Origin of the sequence: Microbacterium sp. SORGH_AS_1204 (assembly GCF_030818935.1) — a bacterium.
Classification (GTDB): Bacteria; Actinomycetota; Actinomycetes; order Actinomycetales; family Microbacteriaceae; genus Microbacterium.
This window is the reverse complement of sequence record NZ_JAUTBD010000001.1, coordinates 2,051,934-2,068,442: the sequence shown is the minus strand read 5'-3', so window position 1 is coordinate 2,068,442 and position 16,509 is coordinate 2,051,934. Positions and strand designations below refer to the sequence as shown.

The following is a 16,509-nucleotide window of genomic DNA, read 5'->3' as shown; positions in this document are numbered from 1 at the left end:
AAGCCGCCGGCACCGGCGCGACTCAGGGACCCCCGCACGGGAGGCGGCTGAGCCCGTCGAAGCTTCCGGCTCCAGCGTCGACCCAGGGATCTCCTCGCGGGCGGCGGACCCGTGTACTCTCAGCCCTCAGCCGCCGCAGGCTGCGGCTCCCGCAGCACCTTCGCGAGCGGTCGCCCTTTCGCCAGCTCATCGACGAGCTTGTCGAGCACGCGGATGCGGTACATCAGCGGGTCCTCGATGTCCTCGACCCGGATGCCGCACACCACCCCGGTCACCAGATCGACGTGCGGGTTGAGCGTCGCCGCGTCGAAGAACTCGCGGAAGGTCGTCGTCCCCTCGGCGTGCACGGCGAGCGTCGCGTCGTCGAAGCCCGTGAGCCAGCGGATGGCGGCATCCAGGTCGTCCTTCGAGCGCCCCTTGCGCTCCACTTTGGCGAGGTACAGCGGGTAGACCGACGAGAAGGCCATGCCGAAGACGCGGGACATGCTCCGCACGATAGTCGGCCCTCGGGGCCGCGTCGATACGGGCCTCGCCGGCGATAGCGTGCACAACTCCTGCAGATCCGTCGCGCGGTGCGTGAGATGCGGGCGCGGCGACACCGTCGCAGGAGTCGTGCACTGTCCGCCGATCGCATCACCGGAATCTGGCGGCCACAGCACCGCCCGGCCCGTTCATCGAGGTCGGCTGCGGACGATCTTCCCGCGTTCTGTCGGCGCCGGCGAGCGTGCACAACTCCTGCAGATCCGTCGCTCGCTGGGTAAGACGTGGGCGCGGCGACACCTGTGCAGGAGTTGTGCATCGTCCGCCGGACGCAACGCCGGAGTCCGGCGACCGAGGCCCCGCCCGGTCCGGCCGCAGATGTCCCTCCTGCGTCGTGTCCCGAGCCCCGCGGGTGGGTACGTGATCCCGCCGGTCGTCAGCGCGACTCGACCACGCACACGGCGCTCATGCCCGGGGTCAGCGCTTCGAAGACATGCGGGGCGTCGCCGGGGTACGACAGGTAGTCGCCGGGGGAGAGTTCGTACGGGTCGTCGGCCGGGCCCACCCGGCCCCGACCCGTGACCATCACCACGTGCTCGACGGTGCCCCGCGGGTGAGGGTCCGACAGCCGTGGCGAGCCCGGCTCCGCACTCAGCAGGTAAATGTCACGGCGCGCGTGCGGCGGACTGGCCGACAGCAGCACGGCGAGGTAGTCGGATGCCGACGACGGCACCGCCGTGGCCGCTTCGCCCGCGCGGATCAGGGTGGGGGAGCGCACGCCCTCGTCGACGAGGATCGCGAAGGGGATCTCCAGCGCGGTCGCCAGCGCCCACAGCGTTTCGACGCTCGGGTTGCCGCCACCGTTCTCGAGCTGGGAGACGGTCGCCTTGGACACCGCGGCTCTTCGTGCGAGTTCCGAGACGCTGAGGTCGCGACGCTCGCGCTCGCGTCGCAGGGTCGCGGCGATCCGATCTCCGAGATCCGTCATGCGTTCATTATGCTCACCGTTCGTTCGACTTGACGAACGCCGCGCGCTCGTTCACGATGATGACCATGCGTTCGTTCCACCGAACACCCGAGGGTGTCGCCTCCCGCCAGGGCCTCGCCGTCGCCCTCGCGACCAGCGCCTACGGGATCTCGTTCGGCGCGCTGGCGGTGGCGTCCGGTCTCGACGTCTGGCAGACGTGCGTGCTCAGCCTGCTGATGTTCACCGGTGGCTCGCAGTTCGCTTTCGTCGGCGTCATCGCGGCGGGCGGTCTTGCGGCGGCACCCGCGGCGATCGCATCGGCGGCGCTGCTCGGGGTGCGAAACGCCGCCTACGCGATGCGGATGGCGCCGGTCGTCGGCGACGGGTTCTGGCGGAAGGCCGCGGCGACGCAGTTCACCATCGACGAGTCGGTTGCCGTGGGCCTCTCGCAACACACCCCGCGCGCCCGTCAGGCGGGCTTCTGGGTCACCGGCATCGCGATCTGGGTCGGCTGGAACCTGTCGACGCTCGTCGGCGCCCTGCTGGGTGACGTGCTCGGTGACCCGCGGACCTACGGTCTCGACGCCGCCGCGGCCGCGGCGTTCCTGGCCCTGCTCTGGCCCCGCCTGCGCGGGCGTCAGCCGCTCGCCGTCGCCGCGGGTGCAGCCGTCGTCGCCGCGGCCCTGACCCCCGTGCTCATGCCCGGGATCCCCGTCATCGCCGCGGCCGGTGTCGCCGTCGTCGTGGGGCTGTTCGATCCACGTCGGCCTGCGCCCGCCGTTTCCGGCACGCGCGAAGAGAAAGGGATGCCATGACCCTGTGGAACGCGGTGCTGCTGGCATCCGTCATCTGCGTCGCATTGAAGGCGGTGGGCTACCTGTTGCCCGCGCGATGGCTCGAGGCACCGCGCCCCGCGCGGATCGCCGACCTGCTCACGGTCGCGCTCCTTTCGGCGCTCGTGGTGGTGCAGACCCTCGCCGCCGGCGCCGCGGTCATTGTCGATGCGCGGGTGCCGGCGGTGGGCGTGGCGGCGCTGCTGCTGTGGGCGCGGGCGCCCTTCCTCGTCGTCGTCGCGGCCGCGGCCGTGACTGCCGCGCTGCTGAGGATGTGGGGCTGGGCGGCGTGATTGCGAGAGGTCGACCATCGCGTCACGCGACTTCACCACACCCTCACCCGCGCGAGAGCCCGACGCTCACAGCCGCGCCATCGCCGCCGCCCGTACACTGACGCGGTGAGTTCTGGCATCCTGCGCGTGGTCGGTTGGGTCGTCGCCCTGTCGATCGGTGTGTTCTACGGCACGGCCGGCACGGTCGGTCAGGCGTACCTTCTCGGGCCGATCCCGGTCGGGCTCATCCTCGCCACCGTCGGCAGCGCCGCACTCCTCATCGCCCTGCGGACGCTGACCGGCGACCGGGTGAACGCCCTCGCCGGCGGACTCGGCATCACCGCGGCGACCTACCTGTTCTCGCAGGTCGGACCCGGCGGATCGGCGATCGTGGCGGCACCGACGGCGGGAACGGAGTGGGTTCCGCTGGTGTGGACGGTGGTGGGCCCGGCGCTCATGGTGCTGGTGGCCCTATGGCCCGACTTCTCGAAGATCGACGCGGCTCGGCGACCCGCCGAATCGTAGGCGCGCGCCGCCGCGGCGGGGCCGGGTCCCCCGGCGCGATTAGACTGAGCGGGTGACTTACGTGATCGCCCTCCCGTGTGTCGATGTCAAGGACCGCGCCTGCATCGACGAGTGCCCCGTCGACTGCATCTACGAGGGTGAACGCTCGCTCTACATCCACCCCGACGAATGCGTCGACTGCGGTGCGTGCGAGCCCGTCTGCCCGGTCGAGGCCATCTACTACGAAGACGACCTGCCCGAAGAGTGGTCCGACTACTACAAGGCCAATGTGGAGTTCTTCGATGACATCGGCTCGCCCGGCGGAGCCGCCAAGGTCGGCGTGATCGCCAAAGACCACCCCGTCGTCGCAGAGCTCCCCCCGCAGAGCCACTGACCCGTGGGCGTCGCCGACCTCGCCGACTACCCCTGGGACGCCGTCGCCCCTTACGCGGAGCGCGCGCGGCGCCACCCCGCCGGCATCGTCGACCTGTCGATCGGTTCGCCCGTCGACCCGACGCCCGACGTCGTCGCCGCAGCCCTCGCCGATGCGACCGATGCGCACGCCTACCCGGCGACGGCCGGCACCCCCGCGCTGCGAGAGGCGATCGCCGACTGGTACGCCCGGCGCCGGGGTGTTCCCCGTCTGACCGCGGCCAACGTCCTGCCGACCGTCGGTTCGAAAGAGCTGGTGGCGCTTCTGCCGCTGCTGCTCGGCCTCGGCCCTGGCGACGCGGTCGTGCATCCTCGTGCGGCCTACCCGACCTACGAGGTGGGCGCCCGCCTCGTCGGTGCGGAGCCCGTGGCATCCGATGATCCGTCCGAGTGGCCCGAGAGCACGCGGCTCGTATGGGTCAATTCGCCCGGCAACCCCGACGGTCGTGTGCTGTCGGTCGCAGAGATGACGGATGCCGTGACCCGGGCTCGCGAGCTTGGAGCCGTCCTGGCATCCGACGAATGCTACGCGGAGCTCGGGTGGGACGCGCCCTGGGACGGGGAGCGGGTGCCGAGCGTGCTCGATCCGGCGGTCGTGGGCGACGATCTCACCGGCGTGTTGTCGGTCTATTCGCTGAGCAAGCAGTCGAACCTCGCCGGCTACCGCGCAGCCTTCCTCGCGGGCGATGAATCGCTCGTGGCGCGCCTGCTGACCGGTCGCAAGCACCTCGGCCTCATGCCGCCCGCACCCGTGCAGCGCGCGATGACCGTCGCGCTGGGCGACGACGCGCACGTCGCGGTGCAACGCGAGCGCTACGCGCGCCGCCGAGCGGTCCTAAAGCCCGCCGTCGAGGCTGCGGGCTTCACGATCGACCGCAGCGAGGCCGGTCTGTACCTGTGGGCCACCGAGGGGCGTGATGCCTGGGAGAGCGTCGGACGTCTGGCCGATCTCGGCATCCTGGTCGGTCCGGGCCACTTCTACGGCACGCACTTCCCGAACCACGTGCGGTTCTCGCTCACGGCGACCGACGAGCGGATCGCGGCGGCGGCGGAGCGGCTGACGTCCTGACGCCGGACGCGGCTGACAGGAGGATCCCTCCATTCGATGGGGGCATCCTTTGGTGGTGTCATCTGTACGTCTTCGTGACTACTAGGCTGTAAAAGCATGCGCTCGGGCCACATCCGCGCGCGTGCCGACCCGGATGGCACACCCGTGGCATCCAACGGTCGAGTGCCGCGGGAGCATCAGACCCGCGATCGACCACACGGGCGACGAGAATCGCAAGGAGGCGCGGTGAGCGACGCGGGTACGCAGCAGGACAAGGCCACTCTCTCGGTGGGGGATAAGACCGCCGAATTCCCGGTCCTGCGAGGTACCGACGGCGTGCCGAGCATCGACATCGCCTCGCTGACCAAGCAGACCGGACACACGACTCTCGACTACGGGTTCGTCAACACCGCGTCGACCAAGTCGGACATCACCTACATCGACGGCGACCAGGGCATCCTGCGTTACCGCGGGTACCCGATCGAGCAGCTCGCGAAGAACAGCACCTACCTCGAGGTCGCGTGGCTGCTCATCTACGGCGAACTGCCCTCGGCATCCGAGCTGGCCTCGTTCGACGAGCGCATCCGCCGTCACACCCTGCTGCACGAAGACCTGAAGCGCTTCTTCTCGTCGCTGCCTCCGACCGCGCACCCCATGTCGGTGCTGTCGGCCGCGACCGCCGCGCTGTCCACGTACTACGAGGCCGAGTCCGACCCGCACAACCCCGAGCACGTCGAGCTCAACACCGTGCGCATGCTCGCCAAGCTCCCCGTCATCGCGGCGTACGCTCACAAGAAGAGCATCGGGCAGGCGTTCCTGTATCCCGACAACTCGCTCGGCTTCGTCGACAACTTCCTCAAGCTCAACTTCGGTGTGCTGAGCGAGATCTACGAGGTCAACCCGGTGATGACCAAGGCGCTCGACCTGCTGCTCATGCTGCACGCCGACCACGAGCAGAACGCATCCACCTCGACCGTCCGCCTCGTCGGGTCGACCGGCGCCAACCAGTTCGCGTCGATCTCCGCCGGCATCCAGGCCCTCTCCGGCCCCTTGCACGGCGGCGCGAACGAGGCCGTGCTGCAGATGCTCGGCCGCATCCGCGATTCTGGCGAGAGCGTCGAGCGCTTCGTCGAGCGGGTCAAGAACAAGGAACAGGGCGTCAAGCTCATGGGCTTCGGCCACCGGGTCTACAAGAACTACGACCCGCGCGCGAAGCTCGTGAAGGAGTCGGCCGACGAGGTGCTCGAAGCCCTCGGCGTCAGCGATCCGCTGCTCGACCTCGCCAAGGAACTCGAGCAGATCGCCCTCGAAGACGACTACTTCAAGGAGCGTCGCCTCTACCCGAACGTCGACTTCTACACCGGTGTGATCTACAAGGCGATGGGCTTCCCCACGCGCATGTTCACCGTGCTGTTCGCGATCGGTCGCCTGCCCGGCTGGCTCGCCCAGTGGCGCGAGGCCATCACCGACCCGCAGACGAAGATCGGCCGCCCGCAGCAGCTCTACACGGGCGCCGCCGAGCGCAACTATCCCGGGCTCTGACCCGTGCCGCGAACGCCCCGTCCCTCTCGCGAGGGGCGGGGCGTTCGCTCTGCGCGACGGTCTCCATGCTCGAGAAACGCTCCCGCGGGTGAGACACGGCGCGTCGTGGCGTGTCTCGCTCGGGGTGCCGTTTCTCGCGGGAGTGGGCCGGGCGCGCCGGCGCCGAGAAACGCTCCGGCGGGTGAGCTGCGCCGAGAAAAGCTGGGGCGCGTGAGATGCGCCGAGAAACGCTTTAGCGAGTGAGACACGGCGCGTTGGCGTGTGTTTCGCTCGGGATGCCGTTTCTCGCGGGGGTGGGCCGGGTGCGCCGGCGCCGGGAAACGCTCTGGCGAGTGAGACACGACGCATTGGCGGGTGTTTCGCTCGCGATGCCGTTTCTCGCGAGAGTGGGCCGGCGCCCTGGCGCCGGGAAACGCTCCGGCGGGTGAGGTGCATCGAGAAACGCTTTGGCGAGTGAGGCACGGCGGGTTGACGTGTGTGTCGCTCGGGATGCCGTTTCTCGCGGGAGTGGGCCGGGCGCGCCGGCGCCGGAAAACGCTCCGGCGGGTGAGCTGCGCCGAGAAACGCTCTGGCGAGTGAGACACGGCGTGTGTGTCGCTCGGGATGCCGTTTCTCGCGGGAGTGGGCCGGGCGCGCCGGCGCCGGAAAACGCTCCGGCGCGTGAGATGCGCCGAGAAAAGCTGGGGCGCGTGAGATGCGCCGAGAAACGCTTTAGCGAGTGAGACACGACGCATTGGCGAGTGTCTCGCCCGGAATGCCGTTTCTCGCGCAAAGCGCTGGCCGCCCGAACATCGAGAAACGCTCCGGCGAGTGAGACACGGCGCGCCAATGCGTGTCTCGCTCGGGATGCCGTTTCTCGCGCAGGGTGGGCCGGGCGCCCCGGCAGTTCCTAGCGACGCGGGCTCAGGCGTGCAGCGCCTCGTTCAGCGTCACGCCGACACCCGCCCGCGCAGACGCCTCGACGGCGCCGGTGAGGGAGTTGCGACGGAACAGGATGCCGTCGCGGCCCGACAGCTCGACGGCCTTGACCGTCTCGTCGCCGACCTTCACCTTGGTGCCGGCGGTGACGTAGAGCCCGGCCTCGACCACGCAATCGTCGCCGAGCGAGATGCCGATGCCGGCGTTGGCGCCCAGAAGTGTCCGCGACCCGATCGAGACGCGGTGCGTCCCACCGCCCGAGAGGGTGCCCATGATCGACGCACCGCCGCCGATGTCGGTGCCGTCACCGATCACGACGCCCTGCGAGACGCGCCCCTCGATCATCGAGGAGCCGAGCGTGCCGGCGTTGAAGTTGACGAAGCCCTCGTGCATGACGGTCGTGCCGGGGGAGAGGTGGGCGCCCAGACGCACGCGCGAGGCGTCGGCGATGCGCACACCCGCGGGGAGGACGTAATCGGTGAGGCGGGGGAACTTGTCGAGACCCTGCAGCTCGATGCCGTGACGCTTCAGCTGCGGCAGCAGGCGCGCCGCATCGTCGGGGTGCACGGGCCCGGCGTTCGTCCAAGCGACGTTGGGCAGGTGACCGAAGATGCCGTCGAGGTTGATTTCGTTCGGACGCACCAGCAGGTGCGACAGGGCGTGCAGGCGCAGGTAGGCGTCGACGGTGGAGGCGGGCGCGGCGTCGGCGTCGATGGTGAGCGACACCGTCTCGACGATGACACCACGCCGCTCATCGGGACCGGCGGAGGCCTCGAGCGCCGCCCGCTCGGCATCCAGATCGGCGGTGCCGAGAACCGGCTTCGGGAACCAGGCGTCGAGCACCGTCCCGTCGGTCGTTCGGGTGGAGAGGCCGGCAGCGCTGATGCGTCGTTCGTTGCTCACACCCTCAGGCTACCGGCGTGGGCGCGTGTGAAATGATCGGGGCATGCTCGCGCTCGACCTCACCGCCTCGTCCGTCGACCTCACTCGGGCCATCTGCGACATCCACAGCGAGTCCGACGACGAGACGCGTCTCGCGGATGCCATCGAGGCCGCCGTTTCGGCTTACGACCACCTCGAGGTGATCCGTGACGGCGACACCGTCGTGGCGCGCACATCGCTCGGTCGCAGCCGTCGGGTGGTCATCGCCGGACACATCGACACGGTGCCCATCAACCGCAACCTGCCCGTGGAAGACCGCGAGATCGACGGGGAGGCGTTCCTCTGGGGACGCGGCACGGTCGACATGAAGGCCGGCGTCGCGGTGCAGCTCAAGCTCGCCGCCGAGCTCACCGATCCCGCGGTCGACATCACCTGGATGTGGTACGACCACGAGGAGGTCGACTCCTCGCTGAACGGCCTCGGTCGTCTGTCACGCAACCGCCCCGATCTGTTCGAGGGCGACTTCGCCATCCTCGGTGAACCCAGCAACGGAGAGGTCGAGGGTGGTTGCAACGGCACGCTCCGCGCGCTGATCCGCACCGACGGCGTCCGCGCGCACAGTGCGCGCTCCTGGATCGGCGAGAACGCCATCCACAAGGCCGCCCCCATCCTCGCCCGTCTCGCCGAGTACCGCGCCCGCGAGATCGAGGTCGAGGGTCTCGTCTACCGCGAGGGGCTCAACGCCGTGCGCATCACCGGCGGGGTGGCGGGCAACGTCATCCCCGACGCCTGCGAGGTCGAGGTCAACTACCGCTTCGCTCCGAGCCGTGACGCGGCCGGTGCCTCGCAGGTCGTCCACGACGTGTTCGCGGGCTTCGAGATCGACATCGTCGACATCGCCGAGGGCGCACGCCCCGGTCTCGACGCACCGCTCGCGAAGGAGTTCGTGGATGCCGTCGGCGCGACGCCCCAGCCCAAGTACGGCTGGACCGATGTGGCGCGCTTCTCGGCCCTCGGCATCCCGGCGGTCAACTACGGCCCCGGCGACCCGCACCTCGCGCACCACGACGAAGAGCGCGTGCCGGTCTCGCAGATCGACGAGGTCGAGCGCGGACTCCGCGCGTGGCTGAGCGCGTCGTGACCGCCCCCGCCACCGTCTTTTCTGCCGAGCGCGGCTGGACGCGCCTGCCGATCGCCGCGCGGATCGCCGTCGTCTACGTGATCGCGCGTCTTGTCACCACCGCGTTCTTCGTCTTCGCCGCCGCGCTCTCGGCGGAGGGGTCACGCTTCGGCGTCGCCCCGTCGCTGTCGGAGCTCGCGATCGGCTGGGACGCGCAGTGGTATTGGACGGTGGCCGTCTCGGGCTACCCCGCCCAGCTGCCGCTCGCCGACGCCGGCCATGTCGCTGAGAACGCCTGGGCGTTCATGCCGCTCTATCCCGTCCTCTCTGCCGCAGTCGGGTTCTTCCTCGGGTCGTGGGGCGCGGGGGCCGTGGTGATCTCCCTCCTCTCGGGTTACGGTGCCTGCGTGGTGCTGTACGCCATGCTGCGCGAGCGCATCGGCGCCGGCGCGGCGATGTGGGCCGTCGTGTTCTTCTCCTGCGGCCCACTGGCTGGCCTCTTCCAGGTCGGATACGCCGAGACGCTCTTCCTCTTCCTGCTCTTCCTGGCGATTCTGTGCGTGCAGCGCCGACGGTGGGGCTGGCTCTACCTGCTCGTGCCCGCGATGGGGTACACCCGCCCGGGCATCCTGGCGTTCGCGCTGTTCCTCGGGCTGTACGGCATCCATCGCTTCCTCCGCCGGCGCGCAGAAGCGCTGCCGCGGCGCGACGTGGTGCACATCGTGGCGCTGGGCGCGCTGGCCACGCTCGTCGGCTTCTCATGGCAGTGGATCGCCGGCGCCGTCACCGGAGATCCGGGCGCTTACCTCGCCACGGAGCTCGCCTGGCGCCGCAACTGGCTGGGCGGCGAGACCGGCTTCGTCCCGGTCGATGGGTTCGCCCGGGCTGCCGGATTCTGGTTTACGCAGTGGGGCCTCGGGCCGGAGATGGGGTACATCTTCCTGTTCCTGCTGGTGGTGGGGGTGGCGGCCGCGTTGTTGCTGCTGCCTCAGGTGAAGAAGCTCGGCATCGAGGTGCGCCTGTGGTCGGCGAGCTACCTCGTGTACCTCCTGCTGGTGTTCTTCCCGCAGTCGAGTGTGTTCCGCCTGTTGGTTCCCGCGTCGCCGCTCTGGGGCGCGTTCGCCGCTGCGCGGTCGCTCCCGTGGCGTCTGGGTGTGCTCGCCCTCGCCCTCGTCGGGCAGTGGTGGTGGATCTACAACATGTACGCGCTGGGCAACACGTACTGGCAGATCCCCTGACCTCCTGGTATCCGGGCGAACGCCCGTGACGGCGGGTCGCGCCGACGACCGACTAAACTAGCCGGAGAGCAATCACGAGAAGGGGGCCGCGATGGCAGCCATGAAGCCGCGTACCGGTGACGGACCGATGGAGGCCGTGAAGGAGGGTCGGTTGATCATCGTGCGGGTGCCGCTCGAGGGTGGGGGGCGACTCGTCGTCTCCGTCAACGACGCCGAGGCGAAAGAACTCTACGACGTCCTGGGTGGCGTCGTCACCGCGTGACGACCATCAACGTGCGAAGGCCGGCTCCGAGAGGGGTCGGCCTTTCGCGTTTGCGGACAGTCATCGGGCTCGCGCAGGGTGGGGCGCCCGGCGGGCCGCGTCGCTTCCGTGGGCTCGGCAAGCTGCGTCGAGAGCGGGCGCTCGTCACCGTGTCGTGGGCTGACGCAACGACTCGGTGAGGACGGGCGCGCGGGTCCGATCGAGCGGAACTGCGCAGGGGTCCGTGCTTCGCGCTCAGGCGTCGGCGGGGCGCGTGGTGAGCTGCAAGAGGCCTTCACCCGTCGTCGAGAGCGCACCGATGACCGCGGGCGACGACTGGATCTCCTGGATGAGCGAGCGGTACGCCGTCGTGACGGCGTCGCGACGCACGGGGTCGGCCACCGCGCCGTTGGCCAGCACCCGGGGGATGAGAACCGTACCGCCCGCACGGACGAGGCGCAGACCGTGCTCGACGTACTCGATGACGCCCTCGGGGTCGGCGTCGATGAAGACGATGTCGTACGACGCCTCGTTCATGCGCGGCAGAACGTGCGACGCCCGGCCGGTGATGAAACGGGCCCGCGCCGCGGGGATGCGCGCGTCGACGAACGCGGAACGGGCGGCGCCGAGATGCTCGGGCTCGTTGTCGATCGTCGTCAGGGTGGCGCGAGGCGAGCCGTGCAGCAGCCACAGCCCCGACACGCCGCCGCCGGTGCCCACCTCCACGATGTTAAGGGCACGGGATGCCGCGGCGATGACGGCCGCCTGTGCGCCGACCGCCGCGCTGATCGGCGCGGCTCCCAGTTCGAGGGCGTGCGCCCGTGCCCGAGCGATGTGCTCGGGCTCGACCGTCGACTCCTGCACGAACCGCTCGTTCGCCTGCTGACCGCTCACGTGGACCTCCATCATTCAGGCTAGACGGCCGATCGGTGCGGGCCCCCCAGGCGCGGCCGGTAATCTGGTGCCATGTTCTTCGGCCTCACGATCGAGAAGCTGATGCTGATCGGCGTGATCGCCGCGGTGATCATCGGCCCCGAGCGTCTGCCGCGCTACGCGGAAGCGCTGGCGAAGTTCACCAAGCGCGCGAAAGAGACGATGCAGGGCGCGCGGTCGCGGATGCGTGACGAGATGGGCCCCGAGTTCGACGACGTCGACTGGAAGAAGCTCGATCCGCGCCAGTACGACCCGCGCCGCATCATCCGCGAAGCCCTGCTCGAAGACACCCCCACCGCGACAATGCGCGCGGCGGGCGCCGCGGCCCTCGCGGCTCGCGAGAAGCCGGATACGGCGCCGTTTCTGGCGGGCGAGCGTCCCCCGTTCGACGACGAAGCGACCTGACGCAGGCTCCCCCCCCCAAGGTCACCCGGTAGAGGCTCGACCGGTCGCAACCGCAGCGTGACGGGCGGCTCTGCGAGCTCGGATGCCGTGGGTGCATCGCTCCTGGTGTCACCGGAACAGGGGGTGTCACGGCAACAGGGGATGTCACCGGAACAGGGCGATCAGGCCCGACGCTGCCTGTTCTCGATGCAACGTCCTGTTCTGGTGACGGGCGACGCGGCGAGCCCCCGTCAGACGTTGAGGCGCAGCGGCTTGCCCGAGAGGCCGCGCGGGCGAACCGACAGCGCCGCCGCGGCGGCGTCGATCGCGCGAGCGGCCGGGTCGTCGGGCTGCGCGATGACCACCGGGCGTCCGTCGTCGCCGCCCGTGCGCAGGGCGGGGCTGAGGGGAACGGATGCCAGAAGCGGCACCTCGTCACCGTCGCTCGACAGCGCGCGGGCCACCTCTTCGCCGCCGCCCGCGCCGAAGAGATCGAGCACCGTTCCGTCGGGGAGGGTCATGGCGGCCATGTTCTCGATGACGCCGATCGGCTTCTGCCCGGTCTGGCGGGCCACGAGCCCCGACCGGACGGCTACCTCGGCGGCGGCCGCCTGCGGTGTCGTGACGACCAGGACGTCGGCGTGGGGGAGTAGCTGTCCGACCGAGATCGCCACGTCTCCGGTGCCCGGAGGCATGTCGAGAAGCAGCACGTCGAGGTCGCCGAAGAACACGTCGGTGAGGAACTGCTGCACGGTGCGGTGCAGCATCGGACCGCGCCACGCCACGGCGCCCGCGGCATCCTCTCCCGGGCGGCGCAGGAACATTCCGATGGAGATGACCTTCACGCCGTAGGCGACGGGCGGGAGGATGAGGTCGTCGAGCTTGGTGGGGGCCGGGGGCAGGCCGTCGGCGTCGACGAGCCCCAGCAGACCCGGTATCGAGAAGCCGTGCACGTCGGCATCCACCAGTCCGACGCGGAGCCCCCGCGCCGCGAGGGCGACCGCGAGATTGGCCGTGACGGTCGACTTGCCGACGCCGCCCTTTCCGCTGGTCACCGCGATGACCCGGGTGAGCGAATCGGGGCCGAAGGGCATCTCACGCTTCGCCCGGCCGCCCCGGAGCTTCTCGGTGAGCGCTTTGCGCTCGTCGGGCGACATCACGCCGACCCGCACGTCGACCGCGTCGATCCCCGCGACCGAGGCCGCGGCATCCCGAACGTCGCGTTCGATGCGATCAGCGGCCGGGCAGCCGACGATCGTCAGCGCGATAGCGACGTCGGCGGTCGAACCGTGCACGTCGATGGCGCGCACCATGTCGAGTTCGCCCAGGGGCCGGCGGAGTTCGGGGTCGGTGACGGCCGCGACGGCCGCGCGAACGCGTTCGGCGAGCTCGGCGGTCACGAGGTCGCCCGGCTGTGCTCGTCGCTGTCGTCGAGGCGTTCGAGGGCGGCCTTGAGCTCGGCGCGCAGGGTGTCTTTCGTGATGACCTCGTCGGTCAGGTCGCGCACCGCCATGCGCAGTGCCACGATCTCCCGGGCGAGGTACTCGGTGTCGGCGAGGTTGCGCTCGGCGCGTTGGCGGTCCTGCTCGATCTGTACACGGTCGCGGTCGTCTTGACGGTTCTGCGCGAGGAGGATGAGGGGGGCTGCGTACGACGCCTGCAGGGAGAGCACCAGCGTCAGCGCCGTGAAGCCGATCGCGGCGGAGTCGAAGCGCCAGTCTTCGGGGGCGATCGAGTTCCACCCCATCCAGAGCACGCAGAACAGGGTCAACGACAGCAGGAACGTCGGCGTCCCCATGGCGCGGGCCACCCACTCGGTGAAGCGTCCGAAACGATCCCGAGAGGGCTGCGGCGCGCGCGGGGCCAGCACACCGGTACGCCCGCGGGGCGCATCGAGGGCGGGCGTCTTGTTGTTGCGTGCCATCAGCGCCTCCTCGGGGTCTGCGGGATCTGCGTGGGAATGCTCTGCGTCAGGGTCGGCCTGACCGTGGCTTTCGGGTGGGGATCGTCGCTGTCGTGGGTGCGCCAGTCGTCGGGCAGCAGATAGTCGAGCACGTCGTCGACGCTCACGCAGCCGACGAGACGGTGCGCCTGATCGACCACCGGCAGCGAGACGAGGTTGTAGCTCGCGAGCAGGCGCGCCACCTCGGCGGCGGTGGCGTCGGCGGGTACCGGCTCGAGCGTGTCGTCGATGATCGTGCCGAGACGCTCGTGCGGCGGGTAGCGCAGCATCCGCTGGAAGTGCACCGTGCCGAGCAGGCGGCCCGTCGGTGTCTCGTACGGCGGCAGGGTGATGAACACGGATGCCGCGAGCGCGGGGTGCAGTTCGTGGCGCCGGATGAGGGCCAGGGCCTCGGCGACCGTGGCATCCGCCGACAGCACGATGGGTTCGGGCGTCATCAGACCGCCCGCGGTGTCGGGGCCGTACTGCAGCAGCGCGCGCACGTCGTCGGCTTCTTCGGGCTCCATCAGCTCGAGGAGCTGCTCGGAGCGGGACTCGGGCAGCTGACCGAGGAGGTCGGCCGCGTCGTCGGGCTCCATGGCATCCAGGATGTCGGCGGCACGTTCGTCGCCGAGCTGCTCGAGGATGTGCACCTGCTCGTCTTCGGGCATCTCTTCGAGGGCGTCGGCGAGGCGGTCGTCGCTGAGCTCCTCGGCGACCTCGATCAGGCGCTCTTCGGGAAGGTCGAGCAGGGTGTTGGCGAGGTCTGCGGGCTTGAGCTCGGAGTAGGTCGCGACGAGCTGCTCGGCGGACTGGGCCTCGCCGGGCGTCTGGTTCTCGCGGACCGCGCTCCAGGCGGCGAACGTCGTCGCGCCCTTCGCGAACGGCGATGCGCTCGTGCGGGGGCGACGCAGGAAGAGCTGGCCCACGTCCCATTCGCCGAGGCGGTTGCGCTCGATGGCGACGTCTTCGATGACAGCGCTGCCCGAACCGTCGACGAGGCTGACGCGGCGGCCGAGCATCTCGGCCATGACCCGCACCTCGCCGCCGCGCTGCTGGAAGCGGCGGACGTTGATGAGACCGGTGGTGATGACCTGACCGGCCTGGATCGATGTCACGCGCCCGATGGACACGAACACATGTCGACGCCCGGGGATCTCGACGACGAGGCCCACGACGCGCGGCGCGGCCGACGCGCGGTAGATCACCACGACGTCACGCACCTTCCCCAGGCGGTCGCCCGCCGGGTCGAACACCGTGCAGCCCGCCAAGCGGGCGACGAAAACCCTCTGCGTGCTCACCGGACCAGCGTAGTCCGCGGCTCATGCGCAACACCTCGGAACCCCCCAGATGTGCGTGACAGGATGGTGAAATGAGTATGTTCGCGCAGAGACCGGGAGCCGGTCGCGACGAGGTCGGCGAGAAGGTCGCGTCGTTCCCGACATACGAGCAGGCGCAGAAGGCCGTCTCGTCCCTGATCGCCGGCGAGGTGCCCGCACGCGACATCGCCATCGTCGGCTCGGGGCTCCGCTCGATCGAACGGATCACGGGGAAGCTGGGGTACGCCACCGCCGCCCGCTCCGGGGCCCTCAACGGGCTCATGCTCGGTCTGCTGTTCGCTTTCATCTTCGTGCTGGGCACTCCGACGGTGCAGATCTCGGCGTTCATCGGCGTGCTGCTGGTCGGTATGGCGCTCGGGATGCTGCTGAGCCTCGGGACCTATTCGATCGTGCGCCGTCGTCGCGATTTCGCGTCGGTGATGCAGGTCGCCGCCGATCATTACGACGTGTGCGTCGCAGCGTCGAGCCTGCAGAAGGCGCGGGGGATCGTCGGCCCCTCGGGCGCGCAGCGCACGGTCGTGTCGCGTCCCGCGGCGGCCGAGACCGCTCCGCCGCGGTACGGCGAACGCGTGGCCCCGGGTTCTGAGGCGCCGGTAGTGCCGCCGCGTCCGCCGGCTCCGGCTGCTCCTCCCGCTGACGAGGAGCCGCCCCGCTACGGCGAGCGCATCTCGCCGACTCCCGCTCCGCGCGGCGACGACGACGAGTCTCGCGGCGGGTCGGAGCACGCGCCCACCGGTTCGTGAGCGGTCAGCCGGTCCGCATCGCCGTCGCGCTGCCGACGGGTCCTTCGGAGGTGTCGGGCCTCTGGTCGCTCGCGCCCTCGGCACGGGCGACGATCGCGCTGGCCCACGGTGCGGGCGCGGGGATGGAGCACCCCTTCCTCGAGGGGCTCGCGGACGCACTGGTCGCGGACGGCGTCTCCGTGCTGCGCTTCGTCTTCCCCTACGTGGAGGCCGGACGACGGATGCCAGGACCCGCCGCCCACGCCGTGGCCACGTGGAGGGGCGTGCAGGCGTGGCTGGCGGTGGCCGCGCCGGGACCGTGGATTGCGGCGGGGAAGTCGTACGGAGGGCGGATGGCATCCGTCGCATGCGCCGAGGAGGTCATCGCGCCGGCCGCGCTGGTGTACCTCGGCTACCCCTTGCATCCGCCCGGGCGGCCCGACAAACCCCGCAGCGAGCACCTGCCCGCGATCGCGGCGCCGCAGTTGTTCGTCGAGGGGGAGAACGACCCGTTCATCCACCCTCGCCCGCAGTTCGACGAGGTGATCGAGTCGTGTCAGAACGCCCGGGTGCACTGGGTGGCCGACGGCAATCATTCGTTCGAGGTGAAGGGCGCGCGGCGACCGGCGCAGGAGATCGGTGCGGGGCTGGCGGGCGCGGTGGGGGAGTTCGTGCGCGGGGTGTGAGACCAGCATTTGTGGCCGCGACCTG

Annotated in this window: 19 protein-coding genes; 12 read left to right on the top strand and 7 right to left on the bottom strand. The window is 70.3% G+C overall.

From position 1 onward, the window contains the following. Positions 1-119: 119 nt before the first annotated feature. Both QE410_RS09480 and QE410_RS09475 read right to left on the bottom strand, forming a co-directional pair. Complete coding sequence (locus tag QE410_RS09480; RefSeq protein WP_307330978.1) at positions 120-485, bottom strand: DUF2200 domain-containing protein; 366 nt, start codon at positions 483-485, stop codon at positions 120-122. 431 nt (positions 486-916) lie between these two features. Beyond that, entirely contained in the window at positions 917-1,468 is a 552-nt protein-coding gene (locus QE410_RS09475) for a helix-turn-helix domain-containing protein (RefSeq protein ID WP_307330975.1), read from the bottom strand. A 65-nt stretch (positions 1,469-1,533) separates the two neighbouring features. On the opposite strand from QE410_RS09475, the gene QE410_RS09470 reads away from it, so the two are divergent. The 6 genes from QE410_RS09470 (at position 1,534) to QE410_RS09445 (ending at position 6,078) form a co-directional block, all read left to right on the top strand. Beyond that, on the top strand, positions 1,534-2,262 hold the full coding sequence (locus tag QE410_RS09470) for an AzlC family ABC transporter permease (protein ID WP_307330973.1): 729 nt from the start codon (positions 1,534-1,536) through the stop codon (positions 2,260-2,262). Further along, on the top strand, positions 2,259-2,573 hold the full coding sequence (locus QE410_RS09465; protein WP_307330970.1) for an AzlD domain-containing protein: 315 nt from the start codon (positions 2,259-2,261) through the stop codon (positions 2,571-2,573). Before QE410_RS09470 ends, QE410_RS09465 begins: the two co-directional genes overlap by 4 nt. A 105-nt stretch (positions 2,574-2,678) precedes the next feature. After that, positions 2,679-3,077, top strand: coding sequence for a histidinol dehydrogenase (locus tag QE410_RS09460; protein WP_307330967.1), 399 nt, complete (start codon positions 2,679-2,681; stop codon positions 3,075-3,077). Positions 3,078-3,129: 52 nt separating this feature from the next. After that, a complete protein-coding gene (fdxA, locus tag QE410_RS09455; RefSeq protein ID WP_251537680.1) occupies positions 3,130-3,450 on the top strand; it encodes a ferredoxin in 321 nt (106 codons plus the stop codon). 3 nt (positions 3,451-3,453) lie between these two features. Next, positions 3,454-4,557: a succinyldiaminopimelate transaminase gene (dapC, locus tag QE410_RS09450; protein WP_307330964.1), complete on the top strand. Its 1,104-nt coding sequence runs from the start codon at positions 3,454-3,456 to the stop codon at positions 4,555-4,557. Between the two features lie 225 nt (positions 4,558-4,782). Beyond that, positions 4,783-6,078 (top strand): citrate synthase, encoded by a 1,296-nt coding sequence (locus QE410_RS09445; protein WP_307330961.1) that lies wholly within the window; start codon positions 4,783-4,785, stop codon positions 6,076-6,078. 903 nt (positions 6,079-6,981) lie between these two features. Here the strand turns inward: QE410_RS09445 and dapD are convergent. Next, positions 6,982-7,899 (bottom strand): 2,3,4,5-tetrahydropyridine-2,6-dicarboxylate N-succinyltransferase, encoded by a 918-nt coding sequence (dapD, locus tag QE410_RS09440; protein WP_307330958.1) that lies wholly within the window; start codon positions 7,897-7,899, stop codon positions 6,982-6,984. A 43-nt stretch (positions 7,900-7,942) separates the two neighbouring features. Here dapD and dapE point away from each other — a divergent pair, with 43 nt between their 5' ends. The 3 genes from dapE to QE410_RS09425 all read left to right on the top strand — a co-directional run bounded on the left by dapE (position 7,943) and on the right by QE410_RS09425 (position 10,498). Beyond that, complete coding sequence (gene dapE / locus QE410_RS09435; protein WP_307330956.1) at positions 7,943-9,019, top strand: succinyl-diaminopimelate desuccinylase; 1,077 nt, start codon at positions 7,943-7,945, stop codon at positions 9,017-9,019. Further along, positions 9,001-10,236 carry a hypothetical protein gene (locus QE410_RS09430; RefSeq protein WP_307330952.1) on the top strand — a complete coding sequence of 412 codons (1,236 nt, stop codon included), beginning with the start codon at positions 9,001-9,003 and terminating at the stop codon, positions 10,234-10,236. Before dapE ends, QE410_RS09430 begins: the two co-directional genes overlap by 19 nt. 91 nt (positions 10,237-10,327) lie before the next feature. Continuing rightward, a complete protein-coding gene (locus QE410_RS09425; protein WP_074615842.1) occupies positions 10,328-10,498 on the top strand; it encodes a DUF3117 domain-containing protein in 171 nt (56 codons plus the stop codon). A gap of 234 nt (positions 10,499-10,732) precedes the next feature. Here the strand turns inward: QE410_RS09425 and QE410_RS09420 are convergent, their stop codons facing one another. Beyond that, complete coding sequence (locus QE410_RS09420) at positions 10,733-11,371, bottom strand: O-methyltransferase (RefSeq protein ID WP_307330949.1); 639 nt, start codon at positions 11,369-11,371, stop codon at positions 10,733-10,735. 72 nt (positions 11,372-11,443) lie between these two features. Here QE410_RS09420 and QE410_RS09415 point away from each other — a divergent pair, with 72 nt between their 5' ends. Then, positions 11,444-11,815: a Sec-independent protein translocase TatB gene (locus QE410_RS09415; RefSeq protein WP_307330946.1), complete on the top strand. Its 372-nt coding sequence runs from the start codon at positions 11,444-11,446 to the stop codon at positions 11,813-11,815. A 230-nt stretch (positions 11,816-12,045) separates the two neighbouring features. Here the strand turns inward: QE410_RS09415 and QE410_RS09410 are convergent, their stop codons facing one another. From QE410_RS09410 to QE410_RS09400, 3 genes are read right to left on the bottom strand one after another with little or no spacing between them, the layout of a single operon-like run. Beyond that, positions 12,046-13,194, bottom strand: a complete 1,149-nt coding sequence (locus QE410_RS09410) for an Mrp/NBP35 family ATP-binding protein (protein ID WP_307330943.1) — start codon at positions 13,192-13,194, stop codon at positions 12,046-12,048. Further along, positions 13,191-13,718, bottom strand: coding sequence for a DUF1003 domain-containing protein (locus QE410_RS09405; RefSeq protein ID WP_307330940.1), 528 nt, complete (start codon positions 13,716-13,718; stop codon positions 13,191-13,193). Before QE410_RS09405 ends, QE410_RS09410 begins: the two co-directional genes overlap by 4 nt. After that, positions 13,718-15,037 (bottom strand): magnesium transporter, encoded by a 1,320-nt coding sequence (locus QE410_RS09400; RefSeq protein ID WP_058231293.1) that lies wholly within the window; start codon positions 15,035-15,037, stop codon positions 13,718-13,720. Before QE410_RS09400 ends, QE410_RS09405 begins: the two co-directional genes overlap by 1 nt. A 71-nt stretch (positions 15,038-15,108) precedes the next feature. Here QE410_RS09400 and QE410_RS09395 point away from each other — a divergent pair, with 71 nt between their 5' ends. Together QE410_RS09395 and QE410_RS09390 are read left to right on the top strand one after the other, a co-directional pair. After that, positions 15,109-15,819, top strand: a complete 711-nt coding sequence (locus QE410_RS09395) for a general stress protein (RefSeq protein WP_307330937.1) — start codon at positions 15,109-15,111, stop codon at positions 15,817-15,819. After that, complete coding sequence (locus QE410_RS09390) at positions 15,816-16,484, top strand: alpha/beta family hydrolase (protein ID WP_307330934.1); 669 nt, start codon at positions 15,816-15,818, stop codon at positions 16,482-16,484. The genes QE410_RS09395 and QE410_RS09390 overlap by 4 nt, the downstream gene beginning before the upstream one ends. The last annotated feature ends 25 nt before the right edge of the window (positions 16,485-16,509 follow it).

Coding starts and splice junctions, on each gene's coding strand:
- QE410_RS09480 (WP_307330978.1), bottom strand. CDS start 485: ATGTCCCGCGTCTTCGGCATGGCCTTCTCGTCGGTCTACCCGCTGTAC.
- QE410_RS09475 (WP_307330975.1), bottom strand. CDS start 1,468: ATGACGGATCTCGGAGATCGGATCGCCGCGACCCTGCGACGCGAGCGC.
- QE410_RS09470 (WP_307330973.1), top strand. CDS start 1,534: ATGCGTTCGTTCCACCGAACACCCGAGGGTGTCGCCTCCCGCCAGGGC.
- QE410_RS09465 (WP_307330970.1), top strand. CDS start 2,259: ATGACCCTGTGGAACGCGGTGCTGCTGGCATCCGTCATCTGCGTCGCA.
- dapE (WP_307330956.1), top strand. CDS start 7,943: ATGCTCGCGCTCGACCTCACCGCCTCGTCCGTCGACCTCACTCGGGCC.
- QE410_RS09425 (WP_074615842.1), top strand. CDS start 10,328: ATGGCAGCCATGAAGCCGCGTACCGGTGACGGACCGATGGAGGCCGTG.
- QE410_RS09415 (WP_307330946.1), top strand. CDS start 11,444: ATGTTCTTCGGCCTCACGATCGAGAAGCTGATGCTGATCGGCGTGATC.
- QE410_RS09405 (WP_307330940.1), bottom strand. CDS start 13,718: ATGGCACGCAACAACAAGACGCCCGCCCTCGATGCGCCCCGCGGGCGT.
- QE410_RS09395 (WP_307330937.1), top strand. CDS start 15,109: ATGAGTATGTTCGCGCAGAGACCGGGAGCCGGTCGCGACGAGGTCGGC.